The 21,378-nt window shown below is 39.2% G+C and carries 18 protein-coding genes and 1 riboswitch; all 18 genes read right to left on the bottom strand.

The window, feature by feature from the left end:
- Positions 1-21: 21 nt before the first annotated feature.
- Positions 22-1,539 carry an aldehyde dehydrogenase family protein gene (locus ACE198_RS10680; protein ID WP_375375547.1) on the bottom strand — a complete coding sequence of 506 codons (1,518 nt, stop codon included), beginning with the start codon at positions 1,537-1,539 and terminating at the stop codon, positions 22-24.
- A 15-nt stretch (positions 1,540-1,554) separates the two neighbouring features.
- A complete protein-coding gene (locus tag ACE198_RS10675) occupies positions 1,555-2,328 on the bottom strand; it encodes an enoyl-CoA hydratase-related protein (RefSeq protein WP_098571814.1) in 774 nt (257 codons plus the stop codon).
- A gap of 15 nt (positions 2,329-2,343) precedes the next feature.
- Positions 2,344-3,120, bottom strand: a complete 777-nt coding sequence (locus tag ACE198_RS10670; protein WP_375375546.1) for an enoyl-CoA hydratase/isomerase family protein — start codon at positions 3,118-3,120, stop codon at positions 2,344-2,346.
- Positions 3,117-3,422 (bottom strand): EthD family reductase, encoded by a 306-nt coding sequence (locus ACE198_RS10665; RefSeq protein ID WP_375375545.1) that lies wholly within the window; start codon positions 3,420-3,422, stop codon positions 3,117-3,119. The genes ACE198_RS10670 and ACE198_RS10665 overlap by 4 nt, the downstream gene beginning before the upstream one ends.
- Positions 3,423-3,437: 15 nt before the next feature.
- A complete protein-coding gene (gene paaD / locus ACE198_RS10660; RefSeq protein WP_375375544.1) occupies positions 3,438-3,938 on the bottom strand; it encodes a 1,2-phenylacetyl-CoA epoxidase subunit PaaD in 501 nt (166 codons plus the stop codon).
- Positions 3,939-3,962: 24 nt separating this feature from the next.
- Positions 3,963-4,775: a 1,2-phenylacetyl-CoA epoxidase subunit PaaC gene (gene paaC / locus ACE198_RS10655; RefSeq protein WP_375375543.1), complete on the bottom strand. Its 813-nt coding sequence runs from the start codon at positions 4,773-4,775 to the stop codon at positions 3,963-3,965.
- A complete protein-coding gene (gene paaB, locus ACE198_RS10650; RefSeq protein ID WP_375375542.1) occupies positions 4,772-5,125 on the bottom strand; it encodes a 1,2-phenylacetyl-CoA epoxidase subunit PaaB in 354 nt (117 codons plus the stop codon). Before paaB ends, paaC begins: the two co-directional genes overlap by 4 nt.
- 25 nt (positions 5,126-5,150) lie before the next feature.
- Positions 5,151-6,107 (bottom strand): 1,2-phenylacetyl-CoA epoxidase subunit PaaA, encoded by a 957-nt coding sequence (paaA, locus tag ACE198_RS10645; RefSeq protein ID WP_375375541.1) that lies wholly within the window; start codon positions 6,105-6,107, stop codon positions 5,151-5,153.
- Positions 6,108-6,202: 95 nt separating this feature from the next.
- Positions 6,203-7,528 carry a phenylacetate--CoA ligase family protein gene (locus ACE198_RS10640; RefSeq protein ID WP_375375540.1) on the bottom strand — a complete coding sequence of 442 codons (1,326 nt, stop codon included), beginning with the start codon at positions 7,526-7,528 and terminating at the stop codon, positions 6,203-6,205.
- 249 nt (positions 7,529-7,777) lie between these two features.
- Positions 7,778-8,908 (bottom strand): Ger(x)C family spore germination protein, encoded by a 1,131-nt coding sequence (locus ACE198_RS10635; protein WP_375375539.1) that lies wholly within the window; start codon positions 8,906-8,908, stop codon positions 7,778-7,780.
- 6 nt (positions 8,909-8,914) lie between these two features.
- Positions 8,915-10,363, bottom strand: a complete 1,449-nt coding sequence (locus ACE198_RS10630) for a spore germination protein (protein ID WP_375375538.1) — start codon at positions 10,361-10,363, stop codon at positions 8,915-8,917.
- A complete protein-coding gene (locus ACE198_RS10625; protein WP_375375537.1) occupies positions 10,360-11,427 on the bottom strand; it encodes an endospore germination permease in 1,068 nt (355 codons plus the stop codon). The genes ACE198_RS10630 and ACE198_RS10625 overlap by 4 nt, the downstream gene beginning before the upstream one ends.
- Before the next feature lie 335 nt (positions 11,428-11,762).
- Entirely contained in the window at positions 11,763-13,244 is a 1,482-nt protein-coding gene (locus ACE198_RS10620) for an amino acid permease (RefSeq protein ID WP_375375536.1), read from the bottom strand.
- 72 nt (positions 13,245-13,316) lie between these two features.
- Complete coding sequence (gene hutH, locus ACE198_RS10615) at positions 13,317-14,834, bottom strand: histidine ammonia-lyase (RefSeq protein WP_375375535.1); 1,518 nt, start codon at positions 14,832-14,834, stop codon at positions 13,317-13,319.
- Between the two features lie 374 nt (positions 14,835-15,208).
- Positions 15,209-16,774 carry a glutamate synthase-related protein gene (locus ACE198_RS10610; RefSeq protein WP_375375534.1) on the bottom strand — a complete coding sequence of 522 codons (1,566 nt, stop codon included), beginning with the start codon at positions 16,772-16,774 and terminating at the stop codon, positions 15,209-15,211.
- Positions 16,775-17,044: 270 nt separating this feature from the next.
- On the bottom strand, positions 17,045-17,488 hold the full coding sequence (locus ACE198_RS10605) for a Gp49 family protein (RefSeq protein ID WP_375375533.1): 444 nt from the start codon (positions 17,486-17,488) through the stop codon (positions 17,045-17,047).
- Between the two features lie 321 nt (positions 17,489-17,809).
- Positions 17,810-19,594 carry a phosphomethylpyrimidine synthase ThiC gene (thiC, locus tag ACE198_RS10600; protein ID WP_375375532.1) on the bottom strand — a complete coding sequence of 595 codons (1,785 nt, stop codon included), beginning with the start codon at positions 19,592-19,594 and terminating at the stop codon, positions 17,810-17,812.
- A 145-nt stretch (positions 19,595-19,739) separates the two neighbouring features.
- Positions 19,740-19,854: riboswitch (TPP riboswitch) on the bottom strand.
- A 121-nt stretch (positions 19,855-19,975) separates the two neighbouring features.
- Positions 19,976-21,256 (bottom strand): efflux RND transporter periplasmic adaptor subunit, encoded by a 1,281-nt coding sequence (locus tag ACE198_RS10595; protein ID WP_375375531.1) that lies wholly within the window; start codon positions 21,254-21,256, stop codon positions 19,976-19,978.
- Between the last annotated feature and the right edge of the window lie 122 nt (positions 21,257-21,378).

Genomic DNA, 21,378 nt, shown 5'->3' with positions numbered 1-21,378 from the left:
TTATCCGTACTCATCATAGAATTACACACCAAATGGATTTAACGGACGGCTGCCATAGTACGAAATAATGCTTTTTGTTTCCGTATATAGATCAAGCGTCTCAATGCATAGCTCACGGCCAAAACCGGATTGTTTATAACCGCCAAATGGTGTTCCAGGCATGGCTGAGAACGGACAGTTCACCATTACGATACCAGCTTGAATTTGATTTGCTACACGAGTAGCACGTGCTCCGTCTTTCGACCAAACAGCTGAACCTAGCCCAAATTCCGTATCATTAGCTAATTTGATGGCTTCTTTTTCATCTTTAAATTTCATGATCACGACAACTGGCCCAAAAATTTCTTCCTTAACTACTTTCATGTCATGATTAACATTCGCAATAACAGTTGGCTCGTACCAGAATCCATTTTCAAAGCCTTCGACTTTTGCCCCTTTACCGCCGGCCAAAATCTCTGCCCCTTCTTCAATGGCAGATTTCACATAACCATCTACTACATCCCATTGGCCTTGATCAATAATCGCACCAACATGTGTTTCTTTGTCAAATGGATTTCCTAATTTCAATTTCTTTGTCTTTTCAACAAATTTACTTACAAATTCGTCATAAATGTCTTCGTGTACGTATAAACGTGAGCGGGCTTCACAAGACTGACCTGTATTGTAGAAAATACCGTATAAAGAACCGTCTACCGCTGCATCGATATCAGCATCGTCAAATACGATATTAGGGGATTTACCGCCTAGCTCTAACGTAACACGCTTTAACGTTTGTGACGCTCTTGCCATGATATCTTTACCGATTGGTGTAGAACCAGTGAAGGCTACTTTATCCACTTGTTGATGCTCCACTAAGTAGTTTCCAACTTCTGCACCTGAACCTGGAACGATATTCACGACTCCTTCAGGTACTCCCGCCTCAAAACAAATTTCTCCAAGAATAATAGCTGTAAGCGGTGTTAAACTAGCCGGCTTTACAACAACTGAACATCCGACAGCGATGGCAGGAGCAATCTTCCATGCAGCCATCATTAATGGGTAATTCCAAGGAATGATCTGCGCGCAAACACCCACAGGTTCTTTTTCAGTATAGTTGTGGAATTGTCCTGGCAGAGGGTTCACTGTACCGCCATGTCCTACGATGGCACCTGCATAAAATTCGAAGTCTTCAATTGCCTGCATCACTTGACCTTGTGCGGCATGCAGGGATTTGCCTGTATCTAAAATCTCTAACTCTACTAATTCATTAAATCTTGAACGCATGATCGAAGCTATTTTATTTAACACACGAGAACGTTTATTAACCGGTGATTTTTTCCATTTCCCAAAATCAAAGGCATTGCGAGCGGCTTGAATGGCTTTTTCTGTATCTTCTTTTGTCGCTTTTGCTACTTCCGCAATGACTTCGCCAGTAGCAGGATTATATGTTTTAAACGTAGCGCCGTTGCTGCTTTCTACCTTTTCGCCATTGATGATTAAATGGTAGAATTCACGTTTCATAGTAGGTTTTTCTGTTTTGATTTCTTGAACTGTTGTCATATTATCCCACTCCTATTATTTTCCTGTAAACACAGGTTTGCGTTTTTCTAAAAATGCGTTAACACCTTCACGAGAATCTTGTGTTAATCCTGCAATACGTTGACCTTCCGCTTCTTTCTCTAAAAAAGAGTCAAAAGAAAGGTTGTTAGCCAAGGTTAAATAACGTTTGATTAAGCCGATTGCTTTCGTTGGCATTTGTGCAAGTTTCACAGCAAACTCCTCGACTTCTTGTTCCCAAGTATCCATCGGAATCACTTTTGTCACTAGCCCGAGGTCAAAAGCCTTCTCAGCACTAACCTTTTCTCCCAAGATAGACAGCTCTGCCGCTTTCGCGCTTCCGATTAATTTAGAAAGGAAATAAATATTACCTGAATCTGGAATTAATCCGACATGGATGAAGGCATTAAGGAAGCTTGCTTTTTCTGAAGCTATTCTAAAATCGCAAGCAAGTGCTAAACTAAATCCAGCCCCTGCTGCTACACCGTTTACGGCAGCAATAATTGGCTTCTCACATTTCACAATTTGTTTCACCATCGGGCCGTAATGATCTCTGAGAACTTGGCCATGGTCCATTTCTTCATTAACTTCTGCTAAGTCTTGTCCGGAGCAAAACGCACGCCCTTCACCAGTTATGACAATACATCGCACGGTTTCATCTAAGGATGCTTCTCTTACCGCCTCTTTTATTTCGCGATTCATTTGAGCGATAAAAGCATTCAGCTTATCCGGTCTATTCAATCGCAGCCAAGCTACGCCATCTTGCACATTGTAGCGAATCGTTTCAAACATATCTCTTCCGCCTCCTTATCTTCCATTGAAGTGCGGTTTTCTTCTTTCTATGAAAGCCTGCATTCCTTCTTTTTGATCTTGTGAAGAGAACAATAAGTAAAAATTCTTTCGTTCATACTGCATCCCTTCGTATAAGGAATGGTCCACCGCTTTATTTACCGAATCTTTAATAAGTCGCAATGATAAAGGAGGTTGTTTTGCTAGCTTATTGGCAAACTTCATTGCTTCTTCCATCAATAGTTCTTCAGCCACAATCCGATTAACGATTCCGTGCTCCTGCGCTTGTTCTACCGAAATTCTATCCCCGGTCAAAAGCCATTCCAGTGCTTTTGTTCTTCCAACAAGCTTCGTTAAACGCTGGGTGCCTCCAGCTCCTGGCATTACACCAATATTGACTTCTGGAAATGAAAATTCAGTACCGCTTGCTGCAATTAACAGGTCGCAGCAAAGCGCTAGCTCAAAACCCCCACCCAACACAAATCCTTTCACCGCGCCAATTATCGGTTTTTTGATAAGACCTAAACGATCCCAATCCGCAAACTGATTTAACAGCTCTAAACGAATTGAATCTTCATTTGCCATTTCATCAATATCAGCACCGGCTGAAAAAGCACGTCCTTTTCCGGTAATTAATATCGTGACCACTTCATCCTGCTGATCAAATGATTCCATCGCTTCGACAATTTCTCTTACCATTCTGCGGTTTAATGCATTGTATTGCTTAGGGCGGTTTAGTTCAATTAATCCTACCCCGTCTATGATGGAAGTTTCGATAAATTGGAAACTAATCATTTCACTTCTTCACCTATCATTAATGTTACAAGTTCTCCAGCAAAGCCCATTAAATCTTTCCCAGAAGCCTTGCCCTCTACAGAACGCATGCCTTGCTTAAGGGCTTCATAATCGTCGTAGTACATTTCACACATTAAGTAATACTCTCCTTCTCCCCCCATAGGAGAGCCGGTGATTTTGGTTACATCCATTTTACGAAGGCCGGGAATCTTCTCTGTAATAGGACCGTGAACATTAAAGTAATGCTTGTCAAATGCTTCTTTGTTTTCAGGATGTTTATATAATGCAATCATTTTCACCATGGTTGTATCCTCGCTTTACATTAAATTTGAAATCGGCTTCATTGCCTCAAATGGGTTTTTGCAGCTTTTGCAATACAAAATGCTTCTACATGCGGTTGGGCCAAAGATATTTTCCAATGTTACATAAGTAGATCCACAGTACGGACAGTCTACATGCCAGGAGCCGTCTTCCTCCATCTGTTTTGGAGGAGGGGCTATTCCGAACGCCTTTAGCCCCTGTTGTCCTTTTTCCGTGATACGGTCTGATGTCCATGGCGGGGATTGAACAAACTCCACCGAAACTTCTTCAACAGCCGGAAGCCCTTTCACCGCAGAAACAATATTGTTTTTAATAAACTCTAAAGCCGGGCAGCCTAAAAAGGTCGGCAATATTTTAATCGATATATCACTGTTTCGGATGGAAACTTCTTCCACCATTCCTAAATCAATTATACTTACTGTATCAATCTCGGGATCTTTTACATTTTCCAATATGCTTAACACGTCTTCCTGTGTTATCTGCAAGGGTGCTATCATTATTTACACCTCTTTTCTGATTGATTACCAAGGCGCAACAGGATCGAGGTTGTATACTTCACCTAGTGTTGTTAACGCATCCTCTAATTCTTTTGTGTGTTCTCCGTTGCGTCCATTTTGGCTTTGAGGATTTACTTTTCTAGGAATTTCTAAATCTAGCGATTCAATTATATTAGCAAGAGCAACAGTCCATTTTTCTTTTAAAACGCTTTCTTCTTCAATTAAGCCAAACTGCTCTATTTGTTCAGCATGACTTCCTAATGAAAATACATCATCAAAGTCACTCATAACTTTGTCCATTGCCTGGATCATTCGCTCTTTCGCTTCTTCTGTTGTACTTAAAAGCTGAACAAACCAAGTTTTCCAATGAAGCAAGTGATAGTAAAGTTCCATATTTACTTTCACGGCTACTTCTGCCAGCGGACCGTATGTGCTTTGTTTCAGCGAGTCTATTTTCACTTTCTTCGCTAGTGTGTAGAAACAGTTTCTTACTACTGCGTAAGCCCAATCATATTGTGGATCTTCCATATAATGACCCGGGCCGTTTAAGCGTTCTACTAAAATACTATTCTTTCTTTCAAGTGCAGGACGGGCATGCGCTAAATCATCTGCTTTCCCTAATCCTAATTCTTCCAACAGAGTATAGAACATTGCCGCATGCCCCATGCTGTCTTGGCTGATGGAGGAAGATGCCACATCCTCTTCAATATGCGGAGCTAATCCAAGCCATTCAGAACCACGGTAAGCAAAAAAGAAATCATCATCTGCCAGCTGAAATAATAATTCTACCAATGCCTCTTTATATTCTGGGCTTAATGTTTTTGCTGCTTCACTCATTTGCCTTTTCCCCCTGCCCACGACAAGATCTCTTTTTCATCAAGCATTTGCTGTTCGTAATGACGCCATTTTTTCTTTAAATATCCGTATCCTTTAGTTGTACGGTAATCTTTATTATCTAAACGAGTTAATATTTGCTTTTCTTCAGGCGCTAACGCTCGAATGTCTGATCTATTAACCACCCAGATGTCAGCAACCGGTTCACGGCGCATAAAATTTTCTTGAGCCATAATCAAAGCCATTTCTGCGTTTGGAGCGAGCAAGCTGAATTGATGCTGGAACGCAGAGCTAGGTGTACGTTTACTAAACACTTCATACTCTTGATAAAATGTGTTCTTGTTATTTTCCATTTTTCCATCTACTCCCTTCTGCTTCTCAGCGAATCGCTGCACTTAATGCATCTCGTACCCAAGCGTTACTTTCGTAGGATTTTCGGCGAAGGTTCAGGCGAGCTTGAGATCGCGGACCTTGGTTTTTGCTGATTTTCTTTAATTCATCCCAATTAGGCTGTTCATATACCCACTGTTGCTTTTCCTCATCATAATGGAGTGTTGGGTCCGGAATCGTTAAACCTAATGATAAAATTCGCGGAATATATTTCGTAAAAAAGGCTTGACGTAGTTCTTCATTGTTTTTTGTACGAATTTTATATTTAATGGTCACATCTTGTTTCGAGCTGCCCATCGTCGTGCTGCTGGCAGGTCCAAAGAATATGAGCAAAGCCTCCCACCAACGGTTTAGTGCCTCTTGAATCATCGCTTTTTGCTCTTCTGTTCCTTCTGCCAGTGCAATGATGATAGATTCTCCATGCTGAGCATGGAACACTTCTTCTGCACAAATGCGATGAAGTGCTCTTGAATAAGGACCGTAGGAAGCGCCTAGCATATCCGTTTGAGTGATAATTGCCGCTCCGTCTACAAGCCAGCCGATTAATCCTGCATCTCCCCAAGTTGGTGCTGGCATATGAAACACATTGTGAAACTTAAGCTTTCCTTGAAACAAGTCTTCCATTAAGTCGCCTCTTGATTTTCCGTAAGGCTTTAAGAGGTCTTCTGCTACACGCAGCAATAATTGGCCGTGTCCCATTTCATCCTGAACTTTTGCCATAATGCCGAGTTTCCGACGAAGAGAAGGTGCTTTCGGAACCCATTCTTTTTCCGGTAGCGCTCCCATAATTTCGCTCATTCCATGCATAGAAATTAATTTAATAAGTGCGGTTCTATATTCTTCAGGCATCCAATCGTCTACTTCGATCTTCTCCCCCGCTTCAATGCGCTTCATAAATTGTTCTAACTTTTCCGCCTCAGTTAATGTTTCTGTGAGATTAGACATCGTCTATTCCCTCCCTTTCGTATAACACTTCTATAACGATATTATAAATTATGGTTATATTAAAAATCAAACAATTTTTTAAAAAATTTAATATTTTATACAGTAACAGCAACTTTCCGCTCATCCACAATGCGGACTGCTTTGCCTTCAGATCTAGGAATACTTCTTGGAGCAAGCACTTTTACCTTCATGCTCACCAAACAGTTATTCTTCATCGAATGCTGTACTTTTTTCATAACAAGTTGAATACGTTCATGCTTGATGTCGTTATCCACTTGTTGGTAAACCTCTTCAGTAACTTCCACATGTAATTCCACCACATCCAACGTTCCTTCCCGACGGAGGCGGACCTGATAATGCGGTGCGAGATCCTCAATTTGGATTAAAAAATGTTCAATCTCAGACGGAAAGACATTTACTCCACGGATAATGAGCATATCATCGATACGGCCCTTCACACGTGACATTCTTGTGGTTGTTCTGCCGCATTTGCATTTTTCCCTCGTAATAGAAGCGATATCTCCTGTACGATAGCGTATAACTGGAAATGCCTCTTTCGTTAAGCTAGTGAAAACCAATTCGCCTTCTTCACCATCGGTTACAGGTTCAAGAGTATCGGGATTGATGACTTCCACAATAAAATGATCCTCGGCAATATGTAATCCATCTTGCGATTCATGACATTCCATCGCTACTCCCGGTCCCATTACTTCACTCAACCCATAAATATCACAGGCTTTAATCCCAAACTTTTCTTCTAAAACTCTACGCATTTCTTCCGACCATGGCTCTGCCCCAAAGATACCAAATTTTAAAGAGCTGTTTTTTGGATCTTTCCCTAAATATTCCATTTCTTCTGCAACTTTCAGAATATAGGAAGGTGTTCCAGCAATTACAGTTGGCTTAAAGTCTTCAATGACAGTAATTTGGCGGTCTGTATTCCCCCCGGATATCGGAACTGTCGCCATGCCAAGTCTTTCTGCTCCATAATGAATTCCTAATCCACCTGTAAATAATCCATATCCGTACGCGTTTTGAAATACTCCATCTGGTTCTCCACCCGCTATTGCAATGGCGCGGGCAACCATATCTGCCCAATTATCAATATCGTTCTTTGTATAGCCCACTACCGTTGGCTTTCCGCTTGTACCAGAAGAAGCATGAATGCGAATGATGTCTTTCATGTCAGCCGCAAATAAGTTGAAAGGGTAATTGTCACGTAAAGCTTCTTTTTTTGTAAATGGCAGTTTCCTAACGTCTTCTACAGTTTGTATGTCCTCTGCTGTTATATTAAGTTCATTAAACTTTTCTTGATAAAAAGGTACTTTAGCCGTCACTCTTTTTATCGTTTCCTTTAACCGCTTCAACTGTAGCGCTTTCATTTCCTCTTGTGAATACGTTTCAACGTCATGAATAATCATTACTTCATCCCCTTTGTTTGATTCAATCCTTTTAAACGCTTACAAAAAATCTCATTGCAGGAAAAACATGTAACGTTATTTTTGTTATCAGTGTGATTTTTGTTACACTTTATATTTATAAGTTATCACATATAACAAACGTTGTAAATATTTCAAATATTGTAATAGTGAAAATATTTTAAAAAACTTTGATGATTGCCTACCCTTTCTTTTCAAAAGTGATATATTGTAAGCACAAAAGACACAGCATTATGCCGCGTCTTTTTTTGCATTTCCATATTTGTAATTCCCCGGTTCCAATTTGATCTTGACCTGTATCTGTTTTACCGAATGAGCGTTAAATTTTCTGATTGTGTCGATACTCCAATGGTTCAAATAATATTTATACGATTTCTCACTAATGTTCAAGACATCTGTATTCAGCTGGTCACCTTTTTTTACAGTCGATAAAATTTCGTTTTTTATTATTTTATTGATCTCCTTTTCCACTTCTTTTAGTGTTTTATTTTTGCTATTTTGAGTCATAATTCCCTTCCCTTTGACCACAATCTTATATGAAGGGTTCTTTTCTTTTGAAACCAAGATTTTTGTTTTAAGGTTTCTCACTCGTACTGATAGGTTTTCGTTCCCAGGCCGGATAAAGACATCTTGGTTTTGTCCTGTGAGCCAACGGAGTCCACTAAACTCTTTTTTGCTCAACCAACCTTTAAAGTGCTGCTTGGAAAACACATATTCTCCATTGATATGGGCGATTGATTTTTTCTCTCCTTCCGTAAAATGGTTATTATCGATGTTTAACGACGGGATTAAAGTCGTTCCAACCGATCTGTAATAACGGGAAGTAAATTGATGGTATTTAATGATCGGGAGTGAATAATCATAATGGATGACCTCTTCTGGTCTATGGATGACCGTATACAATTGTGGATAATTAAAAAAGCTTTGCGTTTCCATTAACGATTTTAGATTCTCTCCTGTACCAAAAATGAAGATGTTGTACCTCAAAAATGGAGACCGACTAATAAGATCCATCACAACCTCTATTTTTTCTTTCAAGATACTGTCGCTAAGTATGATGGTTTTAATATGTCCATAATTTAATGGCAATGCAGTAAGTTGTTCCAATTCGCCAAGTGCTGCCGCGAGACTTTCTCCTTTCGCCTCCCCGATTAAAATAGGCTGTTGTTCTAAAGGACCTCCTTCTTGTTTAGCGATATTCCCAAAATTTAGACCCTGAAAATAGAGTTTAAATGCTCCCTCTTTATAGTCCATTCCCATAGCGGTAATATAAGTCTCGCCTTCGATTTCTTTTGCCCCAAAACAACCTGTCAAAAGAAACATAAGGCTCGTTATGATGATGAAAGAAATCAGGTTCCTCATGGAAAACTACTCCTTCTGTCTGGTAGTGTCCTTTGGTTGAAAAATAGAATTGCGTTTTTTTAATAGCTTATAGGGTAATTTGATAAACATTTTTGGGATGTTAGACATATTTGGAAATGCAAATACGGATACATAGGGCTGCCCGAAACTTTCAAGCGAAATAACAAGGGTGATAATGAAAAAAAAGGAAAGAAAAAATCCATACATCCCGAACATGGATGACAGGGTAAGAACGAAATAGCGAAGAACAAGCAAATTACCCGATAAGTTTTGGTTGATCAATGTATACCCTGAAATGACGGTAATCGAGATCACCACCAGCATGTTTGGAGACGTTAACCCGGCTCGGATTGCCGCATCTCCAATGATCAAGCCGCCTAAAACGGCCACGGTTTGCCCTACAGCTTTTGGCAGCCTGAGCCCAGCTTCTTTAAACAGTTCAAACAAGGTTAGCATGATAAACGCTTCAATAGATCCTGATAAAGGAAGCCCTGTTCTTGACACAGCGATGGTAGCAAGCAGGTTATAAGGAATCTGCTCGGTTTGATGTGTGATTAAGGCAATGTAAAAGCCCGGCAATAAAACGGTCGTGATTATAGCCGATAACCTTAGTAAACGAACGAAACTAGTGTAAAAAAAACTGTTGTGCACATCTTCAGGCGAAATCGCTAATTGGGTAAGAGCTGTCGGACCAATCAAACAACTAGGACTTCCGTCCACCAAAATGGCAAATCTCCCTTGATTCAAGGAGTCCACAATATAATCGGGTCTGCCGGAGTAGTCCATTAAGGGAAAAATGGAAAAGAGGCGGTCATAGAGCATTTCTTCCAATTGGTTGCTGCTGCTTAAGATATCAATCGTATAAGATTTTATTCGACTTTGCACGTCATCCAAAATAGAGGGATTAATGATATCCTCTATATAAAGCAGTGAAATTTTCGTTTTGCTTCTTTCTCCAATCGTATAATCCACGCTTTTTAAGGTAGATGTTTTCAATCGTTGACGGATCAGCGCCATATTATCGGATATATTTTCTACAAAGCCGTCTCTTGGCCCCCGAACCGAAGATTCCAAATTGGTTTCTTCCGGGCTCCTCTTAGGTGCATTAGAGACGGGAATAAAAAATACATCGTTTGTTTCCTCATTCAAAATGACTAATTCTCCAGAAAAAAGCCTTTGCTCTATTTCATACTTGATATTAGCATCATCTGAAAGCTTGGTGACTCCCAATAGAAAGTGTAAGTGTTCAATTCTCAGTGTTCGCTCTTTTTCCATCGCTTCATTGATGTTAGGGAGAATGGTTTCGTTTATTACCTTTGTGTCCACTAAATTTGGGCAATACAAAAAGGCGAGACAATGGGTACTGCTTTGATAGGATTTGGTTTGCACGACAATATCAGAAGAATCTTTAAACCACTCTTTCCATTTGAATACGGTCAGGTTATTTCTTTTCACGGAGATTCCCCCTTAATTCGACTAAGAAAGAACATCAGCCCAAATATAAAAAGCAGAAAGAGCAAGCTTGCAGGAAAATAAACGGAATATAAGATGGAAAAAAAGGAACTGAAATCCCATGGAATTAACACACTGATCATGAGCAGCGTATAAAGCAAGGGAAGAATCCAGCTCTTTTTTTGGTCGCGATTCAATAGTTGGTCTACGATAAACATACTTAAACTGATCCGTATGAATGCTCCAGAGCGCCATTGAAAGATTGACAAAAAATCCACGCGTTCGATATTGATACCAATTGTTAGCATTTTCCATTGTTCATAGGCAGGAACCTTCATCTTTTCTGCCTCCTCCGCACCAAATACAGCGATTCCTCCCATCAAAGGCCCTAACGCTAGGAAGAAGATGACGATGCTAACAATCATCAGCGGCTTGATTTTGATCCGGTCTTTTATAAAGGGTGTGATGAACAGAAAGTAAATGATTTCAAATGAACTGGAGCATGCATACATGATTCCTAAAAAGAAATCTTTATATCCACGCTCAAAAACGGGGAACAGCATGCTGTAATCCTTATATTTTATATTTCCAATTCCCACTAAAAACCCTAACATCACAACAAAAGGCAAAAAGAAAATCGCTAACGAGCCGATGGTTCTAATTCCTTTCAGTGACGCATAATAGCAAAGAGATGCAAAGGTAACGACAGCCAAAAAATCAGGTATGTCAGCCGTGTAATTTAATTTAGCCCAAAAACCTGTATACTTGAACGTGATAAATGCAGTAAGAAAAAAATAAAGACCCAACAAAATACGAATCGAATAGGAAATGAAGGAAGGCAATGAAAATAACAAAGAGAACATATTTTTTTGCTCAAACTTTTTATTGAGATAATAAATCATGACCGTCCAAAGGATTAAAGGAGCAACGCTGCCGATTACAGAGAGCCATGAGTCCCGATTGGATGCGGTTAATATCATAGGAAGCAGCAAGACATGGACGATAAATCCGGTGGACATGATGAGCAGAATATAAATATGTGTAGAATGAATCACCTTTTGGATCAATCCAATCCCCCTCTCTTTTCATTCAGCGGTAAAGTCCGTTCAAACAACGGTTTTCGGTAGTTTGCCCTTTTTGGAAAAAATTATAAAATTTTGTTTGATCCTTCCAACGAAGTGGTTTTATTAAATGCTCACTATACCATTTCCTTCCAAATGAACCGCCCCAGAATTAGTAGACAACATAGGACTTGTTAAACACAAAAAAGGATACTAAATGAACAGTATCCTAGAAATTAAATATTTTATTCCCGGTGGAGTAAAGTTTTAACGCACCGGGAAACTTACCCCAAACTAGAAATCCTTCTATAGCGTTCCTGCAATAGCTGAATAATATACCATTAATCTCTGCTGAAATCGGCCTTTTTTAATGGGACGATTTTTGTTTTGTTGATACTTTTATAGCCTAAATAACCTATTAAGAATAGAGGTAGTCCAATATAAGAAACCAATACACCATACCAGTCAACCTTTGAACCAATAAATGCCCCGTAATTTGTCCCAAGCATGGCGATTAAACATAATACTGTTGCCAAGATCGGACCTAATGGGAACCATTTTGCTTTATAGGGCAGGTCTTTGAAATCTCTTCCTTGTGCAACATATGCTTTACGGAATCGATAATGTGTAACCGAAATACTTAACCAAGAGATATAACCAGCTAAGCCAGCAGCGTTTAATAGCCAAGAATAAACCGTTCCATCACCAAAAAGGGAGGTAAGAAAGCACAGCATGCCAACAAGAGTTGATATGTATAATGCGTTAATCGGAACTCCACCTTTATTTACTTTTTTCAAGAATGACGGGGCTTTTCCTTCTTCCGCCAATACCCAAAGGACGCGCGATGCGGCATATAAAGTGGAATTTCCTGCTGACAGTACGGAAGTAAGAATTACTGCATTCATGGCAGCCGCCGCAAAGGCTAGACCTGCATTTTCAAATACTAACGTAAACGGACTCACTGCAATATTCTCTAAATCAGCGCTTAATAATTGGGGGTCGGTATAGCTGATTAAACATCCAATAATAAAAATTGCTAAAACATAAAACAATAATATTCTCCAGAAGATCTGTTTTACTGCCTTAGGTAAATTTTTCGCAGGATTTTCACTTTCACCTGCTGTAATCCCGACGAGCTCCGTGCCTTGAAAGGCAAATCCCACCACCATAAATACACTAAATATGGATAACAGACCGCCTTTAAATGGACCTTCTCCTTTGGTGAAATTTTCAAATCCGCCACTATGGCCTTTCATAATTCCAAAGATCATTAATAACCCAACAACAATAAATAATAAAATGGTTGCAACTTTAATCAATGAAAACCAAAATTCTGATTCACCATAGCCCTTTACGGATAAAAAGTTCAGACCAAAAATTAGGACAAGGAAAGTTGCGCTCCAAATGATTCCTGGGACATCTGGAAACCAATATTTCATGATCAATGCCGAGGCTGATAATTCCAAAGCAAAAATAATCGCATTATTGTACCAATAGTTCCAGCCAACGGCAAAACCCAATGCAGGGTCGACAAACCTTGAGGTATACGTACTAAAAGAGCCTGAAATCGGAATAAAAGCCGCCATTTCGCCTAAGCTGCCCATGATAAAATAAACCATGATTCCTGCAATGATATAGGCAGCTAAAGCTCCACCTGGCCCAGCATCATGTATCGTGGTTCCACTGGCTAAAAATAACCCTGTTCCAATTGTTCCCCCGATCGCAATCATGGTAAGATGTCGCGTTTTAAGCTTTCTTTCTAAATGTTCGGCAAACTCATGTTCATGTACTGTTTCTTGGGCTTTAAGTGCCGTATTTTGCATATAACACCTCTTTTTATAATAGTAGGTTGGTTAAAGCTCTTCTTCTTTTCTATTAAGTTTAGATGGTGAAATTTACCTTACACTGTCGACTTGCTCAAATAGTTTTGTCAGATTCATTGTTTTCAGACCCTCAGCAGATTTTTCAATATCTTTTGAGAAAATGCGGTCTTTTTTAATAGAAGGAACGAGTTCTCTTCCTTTCTCATAAAGCCGTTTTGTTTGGCTTGCCATTTTTTCAACTCCACGGTATTCGACCGCCTGCATCGCACAAATCAGCTCAATCGCCAGGACTTTTCTTGTATTCTGAATAATTTGATGAGCATGTCTTGAAGCAATGGTTCCCATGCTTACATGATCCTCTTGATTCGCAGAGGAAGGAATCGAATCTACACTGGCTGGATGTGCCAGCGTTTTGTTTTCTGATACAAGAGATGCGGCAACATATTGCATGATCATCGCACCAGATTGTAATCCTGGTTCAGGGCTTAAAAATGGCGGTAAATCATTTAACTGCGGATTGATTAACCGTTCAATTCGTCTTTCAGATATATTGGCCATTTCCGCAACAGCAATTTTCATAAAATCCATGGCAAAAGCAATGGGCTGTCCATGGAAGTTACCACCGGAAATGACCTTTTCACCATCATCAAAAATGAGTGGATTATCTGTTGCTGCATTCATTTCAATTTCTAATTTTTCTTTCACATAATCAAGTGCTTGCCACGTGGCACCATGAACTTGCGGGATACAGCGGAGCGAATACGCATCCTGCACTCGCAATTCCCCTTGTGTCGTCGTCAATAAACTATCACTTAGGTAACCTCGGATTCTAGCTGCGGTATCAATTTGCTGTTGATAACCTCTTGCAATATGAACTTCTTCAGCAAAGGCATCAATAATCCCTTGTAATCCTTCAATCGTCATCGAGGAAATTAACTCACTTTGGTAGGCGAGTTGTTCTGCTTCAAGATAACCGACAACTCCCATTGCAGTCATGGCTTGGGTTCCATTGATAAGTGCAAGTCCTTCTTTTGCCTCAAGTGTGACTGGGAAAATTCCTTCTAGCTGTAAGGCTTCAAGGGAATCCATTCGATTTCCTTTATAAAATACTTCACCTTCCCCGATTAACACTAACGCCAAATGTGAAAGCGGTGCCAAATCTCCGCTTGCTCCAAGGGAACCTTGCTGAGGAATCACAGGGATAATATCCTTGTTTACTAAATCTAGTAATCTTTCAATAACGAGCGGTCTAATTCCAGAATAGCCCTTTAATAGTGCGTTTGCGCGAAGAAGGACCATTGCTTTCGCGACAACCTCTGGGAACGGCTCACCTACGCCGCAAGCATGTGAACGAATTAAATTAAGCTGAAGATCTTGAACATGATCTTTATCAATAAGGACGTCACTGAATTTTCCAAACCCTGTGGTAATCCCATAGACTACTTTTGACTCTGAAACTATTCTTTCTACAGCTTCCCGACTCTTTCTAGCCGCCTCCATACTCATTTCTGAAGCGCTTACCTTCTGATTATCAAATAAAATCTCCTTCATTTGTTTCAATGTTAAATCTTGACCTGTTAATGTGATCATTTCTCCCACTCCTCTATCACTTTAGTATAATAAAGAAAGAGGCTGGATTCCGATTCCTTTTAGAATTGGAGTCCAGCCTCTTTTATTCCCAGTTTTGAATATGTAACCATTTTTATGCGCTGCCTCATACGTTTCCTTCCCTTCTTCATAGTCTATTATTCTATTACCATGTTAATTATAGGTGATGTTTATTCTAATAGTCAACAGGAAAATACCATATTTTACCACGATAATACTTTAGCACAATAGTTAATGAAAGGAACTTTCCACAAAAGATGGGGTCAGTCCCCACGTGAAGTAATGCTTAAACGCACCTGGGAACTGACATAAATTTTGGTTGATGCTTTCTGTGAAGGAGTTATTTTTTTACTTGTCTAAGAATCAATCATTGGAAACAGTTCAGATAACTTTTTTATTCTTCCATCGACATCTTTAAATACAATGTGCTCACGAGTGAATTTACATGGGCTATCAATGCCACAAGCCGCAGCTAAAGCAAACAAACCTTGACGGACATTAATAATATAGTTCATGACTCGCCATTTCTTTTCCTCTGGCACAAGTGCTTCTTGATACTTGGGATCGGTGGTTGTTACGCCCGTAGGACATTTACCAGTATGGCATTGAAGAGCCATAATACAGCCGTTAGCAATCATAAAACCTCGCGCAGAGTTCACGGCATCTGCACCAATTGCAAGGGCAATGGCAATTTTATCAGCTGAAATTAACTTTCCTGAAGCAAATATTTTCAGCTTCTTTCGTACCCCAAACTGATGGGCCTTATCAACAACCGCGATTAAAGCAGGATATAGAGGAAGCCCCATCGTATCTGCCATTGATTTGTAAGTGGCGCCTGTTCCACCCTCACCGCCATCCACCGTAATAAAATCTGGATAAATCTTTAGAAGAATCATGGACTCGAACAATTCATTCAAGCTGGATGGGTGTCCAACGACGATTTTGATTCCGACAGGTTTTCCACCTTCCTCTTGCAGCATTTTGATAAACTCCAATGTTTCAAGGGCATTATGCAAAAATGGAAAGCGATTGGGGGAATTAATGGTCTTTCCCACAGGAACCTTCCGAATAGTTGCTACCTTTGTAGAAACCTTCGACCCCTCCAGATGTCCACCACGGATCTTTGCTCCTTGACCGAATTTAAGCTCAAAGGCTTTGATATTCGGTTCCTTGGCTTTACACTTAAATTCATCCAGCGAAAAATTTCCCTCATCATCGCGAAAACCAAATATACCAGGGCCAATTTGAGCAACCACATCGACCCCACTTTCTAAATGCTCTGGTGCAACTCCGCCTTCTCCCGTATTAATCCATGAACCACCTGCCAAATAGCTGCCATGACCTGTTGAAAGGATATAGTTTTCACCGACGGCTCCATAAGATGTGGCCGAAACACCAAATGGACCGCTAAGTCTCCATGGTAATTTCCGATCACCACCAACGATAATTGTCTCTTCCTCATGGTAAAGCCAACGTGTGGTTTGGTCCTTTTCAAGCTGTTCGTGACGAGTAAACAACCCTTCATGATCAATCTTATATTTCATGGAGTGGACTTTTTCTTGATTGTCGACCCTTAATTCTTCATTTAATAAGGGAAACAAACCATTCGCAATATAATACCCAGGCTTATCAAAGTCACGTTTGGAACCAAAGCTTAAAAGGTCACTTCGATATTTGGCAGAAAAAACAATCCCTAAAAAATCGGTTCGTGAAAATGGTTTGCCGCTATTGTCATCATCAAACCAATATTGCCTGAATTCCGGACCAATCTTTTCTAATATGTAGCGCATCCAACCCAAATAAGGATGTGCTCTGATAATCGAATGCTGTGGTTTCTTTGCTAAAATATGTAACCATAAGAGTAAGCCAATCGGTCCAATAATAAATACAATCAGAAGAAAGATAAAAATAGTCCATACCATCAAACTATCTCTCCTTTTCTAACGAATATTGAGACAAGATCTGCAGTTTAAATATTGCGCGGTTATTTTTTCACTACTATTAACTTATTTATAACTTTCCTTCATGTTGCCTAATTTTTATTTTAAAATGAGATATCCCAATCCTTATCAAGCAGCAATGCAAAAACCCTAGAAACGTTGATATAACGCAGTTTCTAGGGTTTTTTTATTTAGGTAACTTGTCACTGCTTCCATCCAGCAATTTTATTTTCGATAATTCTTAATACTTGACTATAGCTCTGAACTTTGAGTTTTGTAAGCTTCCAGCTCACTAATTTTATATTTAATCCGTTCCAAACAAATCTGAGTGTTTGTTTCTTCGTTATAGGATGCCTCATCTACACTGGATATCGACTCGGTGATGATAAACCCATTGGGCAGCTTGACCGCAACCATTGTGCATCGATCAAAAACCTTATCAATTTTTACCTGAGATTTTTCGATCAAATCATTGATATCCCCTTGTTCGCTTTGATTTATCATTTGTGGCTTTTCTTGTTGTTTCGCGATAAAGGAATACTCTGATGATGGTTCAAATGCCATTTCAAAGGCCTCCACTGTTGTTTCAATAACCACATCATTTTTGATATTCCTAAGCTTTACTTTCCCATTCGTTGTGATTTCCAACAATTCCATTGCATTATCAGGTGACCCTTTCACTTGGTATATCTTCAAGCTCTTTCCCTCCACCATGTTTTTTAATAAACTTCTTTTAAACTAGTCTATTCAACATGTAGAAAAGCTGTGAAACTTAAAAAAAAAGATACTCATGTTATGGCGAATTACCTTCTCTAACATTTGAAATAATAAAAAGTGATTAATAGTTTTTACTATGGAATTTTAGAGAAAAATAAAAAACCTTACCCGATTATTAATCTAGGTAAGGTTACATGGCTGTCTTTTTAATACCCCTCTAAAAAAGCAAGGCTAGTTTTCAATCGGGTAATTTCCTCTTTAATCTTTTGAACATTCATCCGTATAACCTCCTAAGGAAAGTTACTGATATATGCTGCCCCCAGATTCCTTAAACTCTTTAGCTTTTTCCTTCATACCTGTTTCTATAGCTTCGTTCGTATCAAGTTTATTTTCTTTCGCATAATTACGAATATCTTGAGAGATTCTCATGCTACAAAATTTTGGTCCACACATTGAACAGAAATGAGCTGTTTTTGCACCTTCCGCAGGTAAAGTTTCATCATGATATTCTATCGCTCGTTCAGGATCTAAAGATAAATTAAACTGATCTCTCCAACGGAATTCAAAACGAGCTTTTGATAAGGCATCATCTCTTTTTTGTGCTCCTGGATGCCCTTTTGCCAAATCAGCAGCATGGGCGGCAATTTTATAAGTAATAACCCCTACACGAACATCCTCTCTATTCGGTAAACCTAAATGTTCTTTAGGCGTTACATAACAAAGCATAGCTGTACCATACCAACCAATCATTGCAGCTCCAATAGCAGATGTAATGTGATCATAACCAGGAGCAATATCAGTCGTAAGAGGTCCAAGTGTGTAGAATGGCGCTTCCTGACACACTTCTAGTTGTTTATCCATATTTTCTTTAATTAGGTGCATCGGTACGTGCCCTGGTCCTTCAATCATCACCTGTACATCATGCTCCCAAGCAATTTTTGTTAGCTCTCCAAGAGTCTCTAATTCTGCAAACTGTGCTTCATCATTCGCATCTGCAATAGACCCAGGACGTAAACCATCCCCTAAAGAGAATGCAACATCATAAGATTTCATTATTTCGCAGATTTCTTCAAAGTGAGTATATAAAAAGCTTTCTTTATGGTGGTGTAAACACCATTGTGCCATGATTGAACCACCGCGGGATACAATACCTGTTAACCGTTTTGCCGTTAGTGGAACATATCGTAAAAGAACACCAGCATGAATGGTGAAGTAATCAACACCTTGCTCCGCTTGTTCAATCAAGGTATCACGGTAAACCTCCCATGTAAGATCTTCAGCAACACCATTTACTTTTTCAAGTGCTTGATAAATGGGGACGGTGCCGACAGGAACGGCTGAGTTTCGAATAATCCATTCTCTTGTTTTATGAATGTTTTTACCTGTTGATAGGTCCATAATATTATCAGCACCCCAGCGTGTCGCCCATGTCATTTTTTCAACCTCTTGTTCGATGGATGATGAAACAGCAGAGTTACCGATATTCGCGTTAATTTTAACATGAAAATTACGTCCTATTATCATAGGTTCTGACTCTGGATGATTGATATTAGAAGGAATAATCGCTCGACCCTTTGCAACTTCATCACGCACAAATTCAGGTTTCATATTTTCCCTTATTGCGATGAATTCCATTTCAGGAGTAATAATTCCCTTTTTTGCATAGTGAAGCTGTGTAACATTTTTTCCTTTTTTTGCTCGTAATGGTTTGCGCTTCAAACCCGGAAACACGTTATGATTGGCACGAGGATCTTTTTCATCCTTATACCCATTATCTACAGGCTTAATTTCTCGACCTTCATATTCTTCAACATCTGCTCGTTCATGGATCCATGTGCTTCGAATGGCAGGAAGGCCTTTTGAAATATCAACAGAATAATTCTGATCCGTATAAGGACCGCTTGTATCATACACGCGAATAGGAAGGTTTTCCTCTTCACCAAACGTTCCCGTAGTAGGGCTTAACTCAATTTCACGCATTGGTACTTTAATGTCGGATCTCGAGCCTGTTACATATACTTTTTTACTTCCTGGAAAACTAGACATGATGGAAATATTTTGTTCGTTTAATGCAGTCGTTGACATAATAAATCTCTCCTTTTTTTTTTGAATATAAAGGACGAGATACAGAACATAACAAGTAAATAAGCGTATAAAAGTACATCAAAAAGCCGGGACCATAAATGGTTGGACCCGGCTAAAATGTATGCAGAAGTATAGTTGCATTGAAGATTGTCTATTCTAACTTCCCCACGCTGGTATGATCCAGATCAGGTCCCAAGAGTCAAGAAACTTCAGCGTGTTTCTTTCTCAGCCCAACTTATTGGACACCCCTAGTTATTTATATTCAATTAAGCTACATTATATATGAGTATCGGCTAAAATGAAATACATAATATTAATTATAGTAATATAGTCGTGTTTCGATATTATGTTTAGGATGAACCATAATTTACCTTTAAAATACTAATCAAAAAGAGATGTACCAAGGCGAACAATCCAGGATGGGTTTTCTTCTATTTTGTCTTCTTCCTTTAAACCCTTAAGTATGGCAACCCATTTGCCTCCTTTTTGACCAGTTTCTACCTTTTGTTTCTGAATCTTTCCTTTTTTTTGTACATATACATAGGTGGATTTTCCAAAGCCCATGATGCTCGTTTCAGGAACTGCTAGCAACTGCTTTGACTGCACTACTACGTCTAGCATGGTATTGTAGCCAGGATATAGGCCCTTTTGTGAATCTAGACTTGCTTTAAAGGAATAGTATGGATTAGTTTCTTGTTGTATATCTTTATTCTTATTTGCATTTGTTTTATATGTAGGATAATCACTAACCTCCGAAATTTTTCCTTTCCATTTCTTATTGGCTACTACATTAGAAGTTACTGTAATAGATTGGCCTGATGTAATTTTTGCTTTTTCTGCTTCTGTTAGCTTTCCTTCAATTTGAAACGGATCATTTGAAGCGATTTGCATGATTGCTAGTTGCTGATTTTCTTTTGCTCGAAAACCTTGACCTACATTTTGGTTCAGGTTTGATATTACACCAGCAGTGTAGCTGATGACAGTTAATGTTTCGAGCTCAGATTTTAGCTTTTCAGCCTGCAACGTATATTTTTCTACTTTTAGTTCTGCTGCACGGAGCTCAGCTTTTACTTTATTTAGTTCAGCTTGAATTGACTGGATCGTGATAGCTTTAGTAGCTATGTTAGCTGTATCAACTGCATCAATGGTATTGGTTGTATCAGTTGTATCAGTTGTATCAGTTGTATCAGTTGTATCAGTTGTAGTGGTTGACTCAGCTTCTCGTATATCCTGCTCTAATGAAGTGATTTGCTCTTTCATCTGAGTAACACTTGTTTCTGCTAGGTTTTTATTTACTTCTGCTTGTCCTAGCTCAGCCGCGACTGTTGATCCTTCATAAGAAAAGAGCTTTTGTCCTTTTGTAACAGTTTCCCCTTCTTTCACAAAAATTTCCTGTATAGATCCTTTTGTTACATTTAAATAAATTGTTTCAGCATGACTTTGTACAACACGACCTGACACTGTTTTTGTTTTAGTAAATATTTTTTCTGTTGGTTTTATTAACACTAACGGCTTAGATTTACTTTTTTTAACTTCTATAACAGCTATGCTTAACATAACAGAAATGAATAAAAGAACAAGGACCCCAAGTAAAATCCATTTCTTCTGACGCGAGGTACGTACTTGTTCATTTTCTACACCAATTCCTTTTGCTGTTTCCATAACCCTACCCCTTACGTAATAGATATATAGCGAATATTGCAATAAAGTGTTGAACCCAACTACTAATATCTATTGTCCATTTTTTTAAAGAAAGGTTCAAGGAGTAATTTACTTTTTTTGTC

This window comes from Neobacillus sp. KR4-4 (assembly GCF_042136325.1).
Taxonomy (GTDB): domain Bacteria; phylum Bacillota; class Bacilli; order Bacillales; family Cytobacillaceae; genus Neobacillus.
Note: the sequence above shows the minus strand (reverse complement) of the source record. Positions and strands in the feature narration are given on the sequence as shown.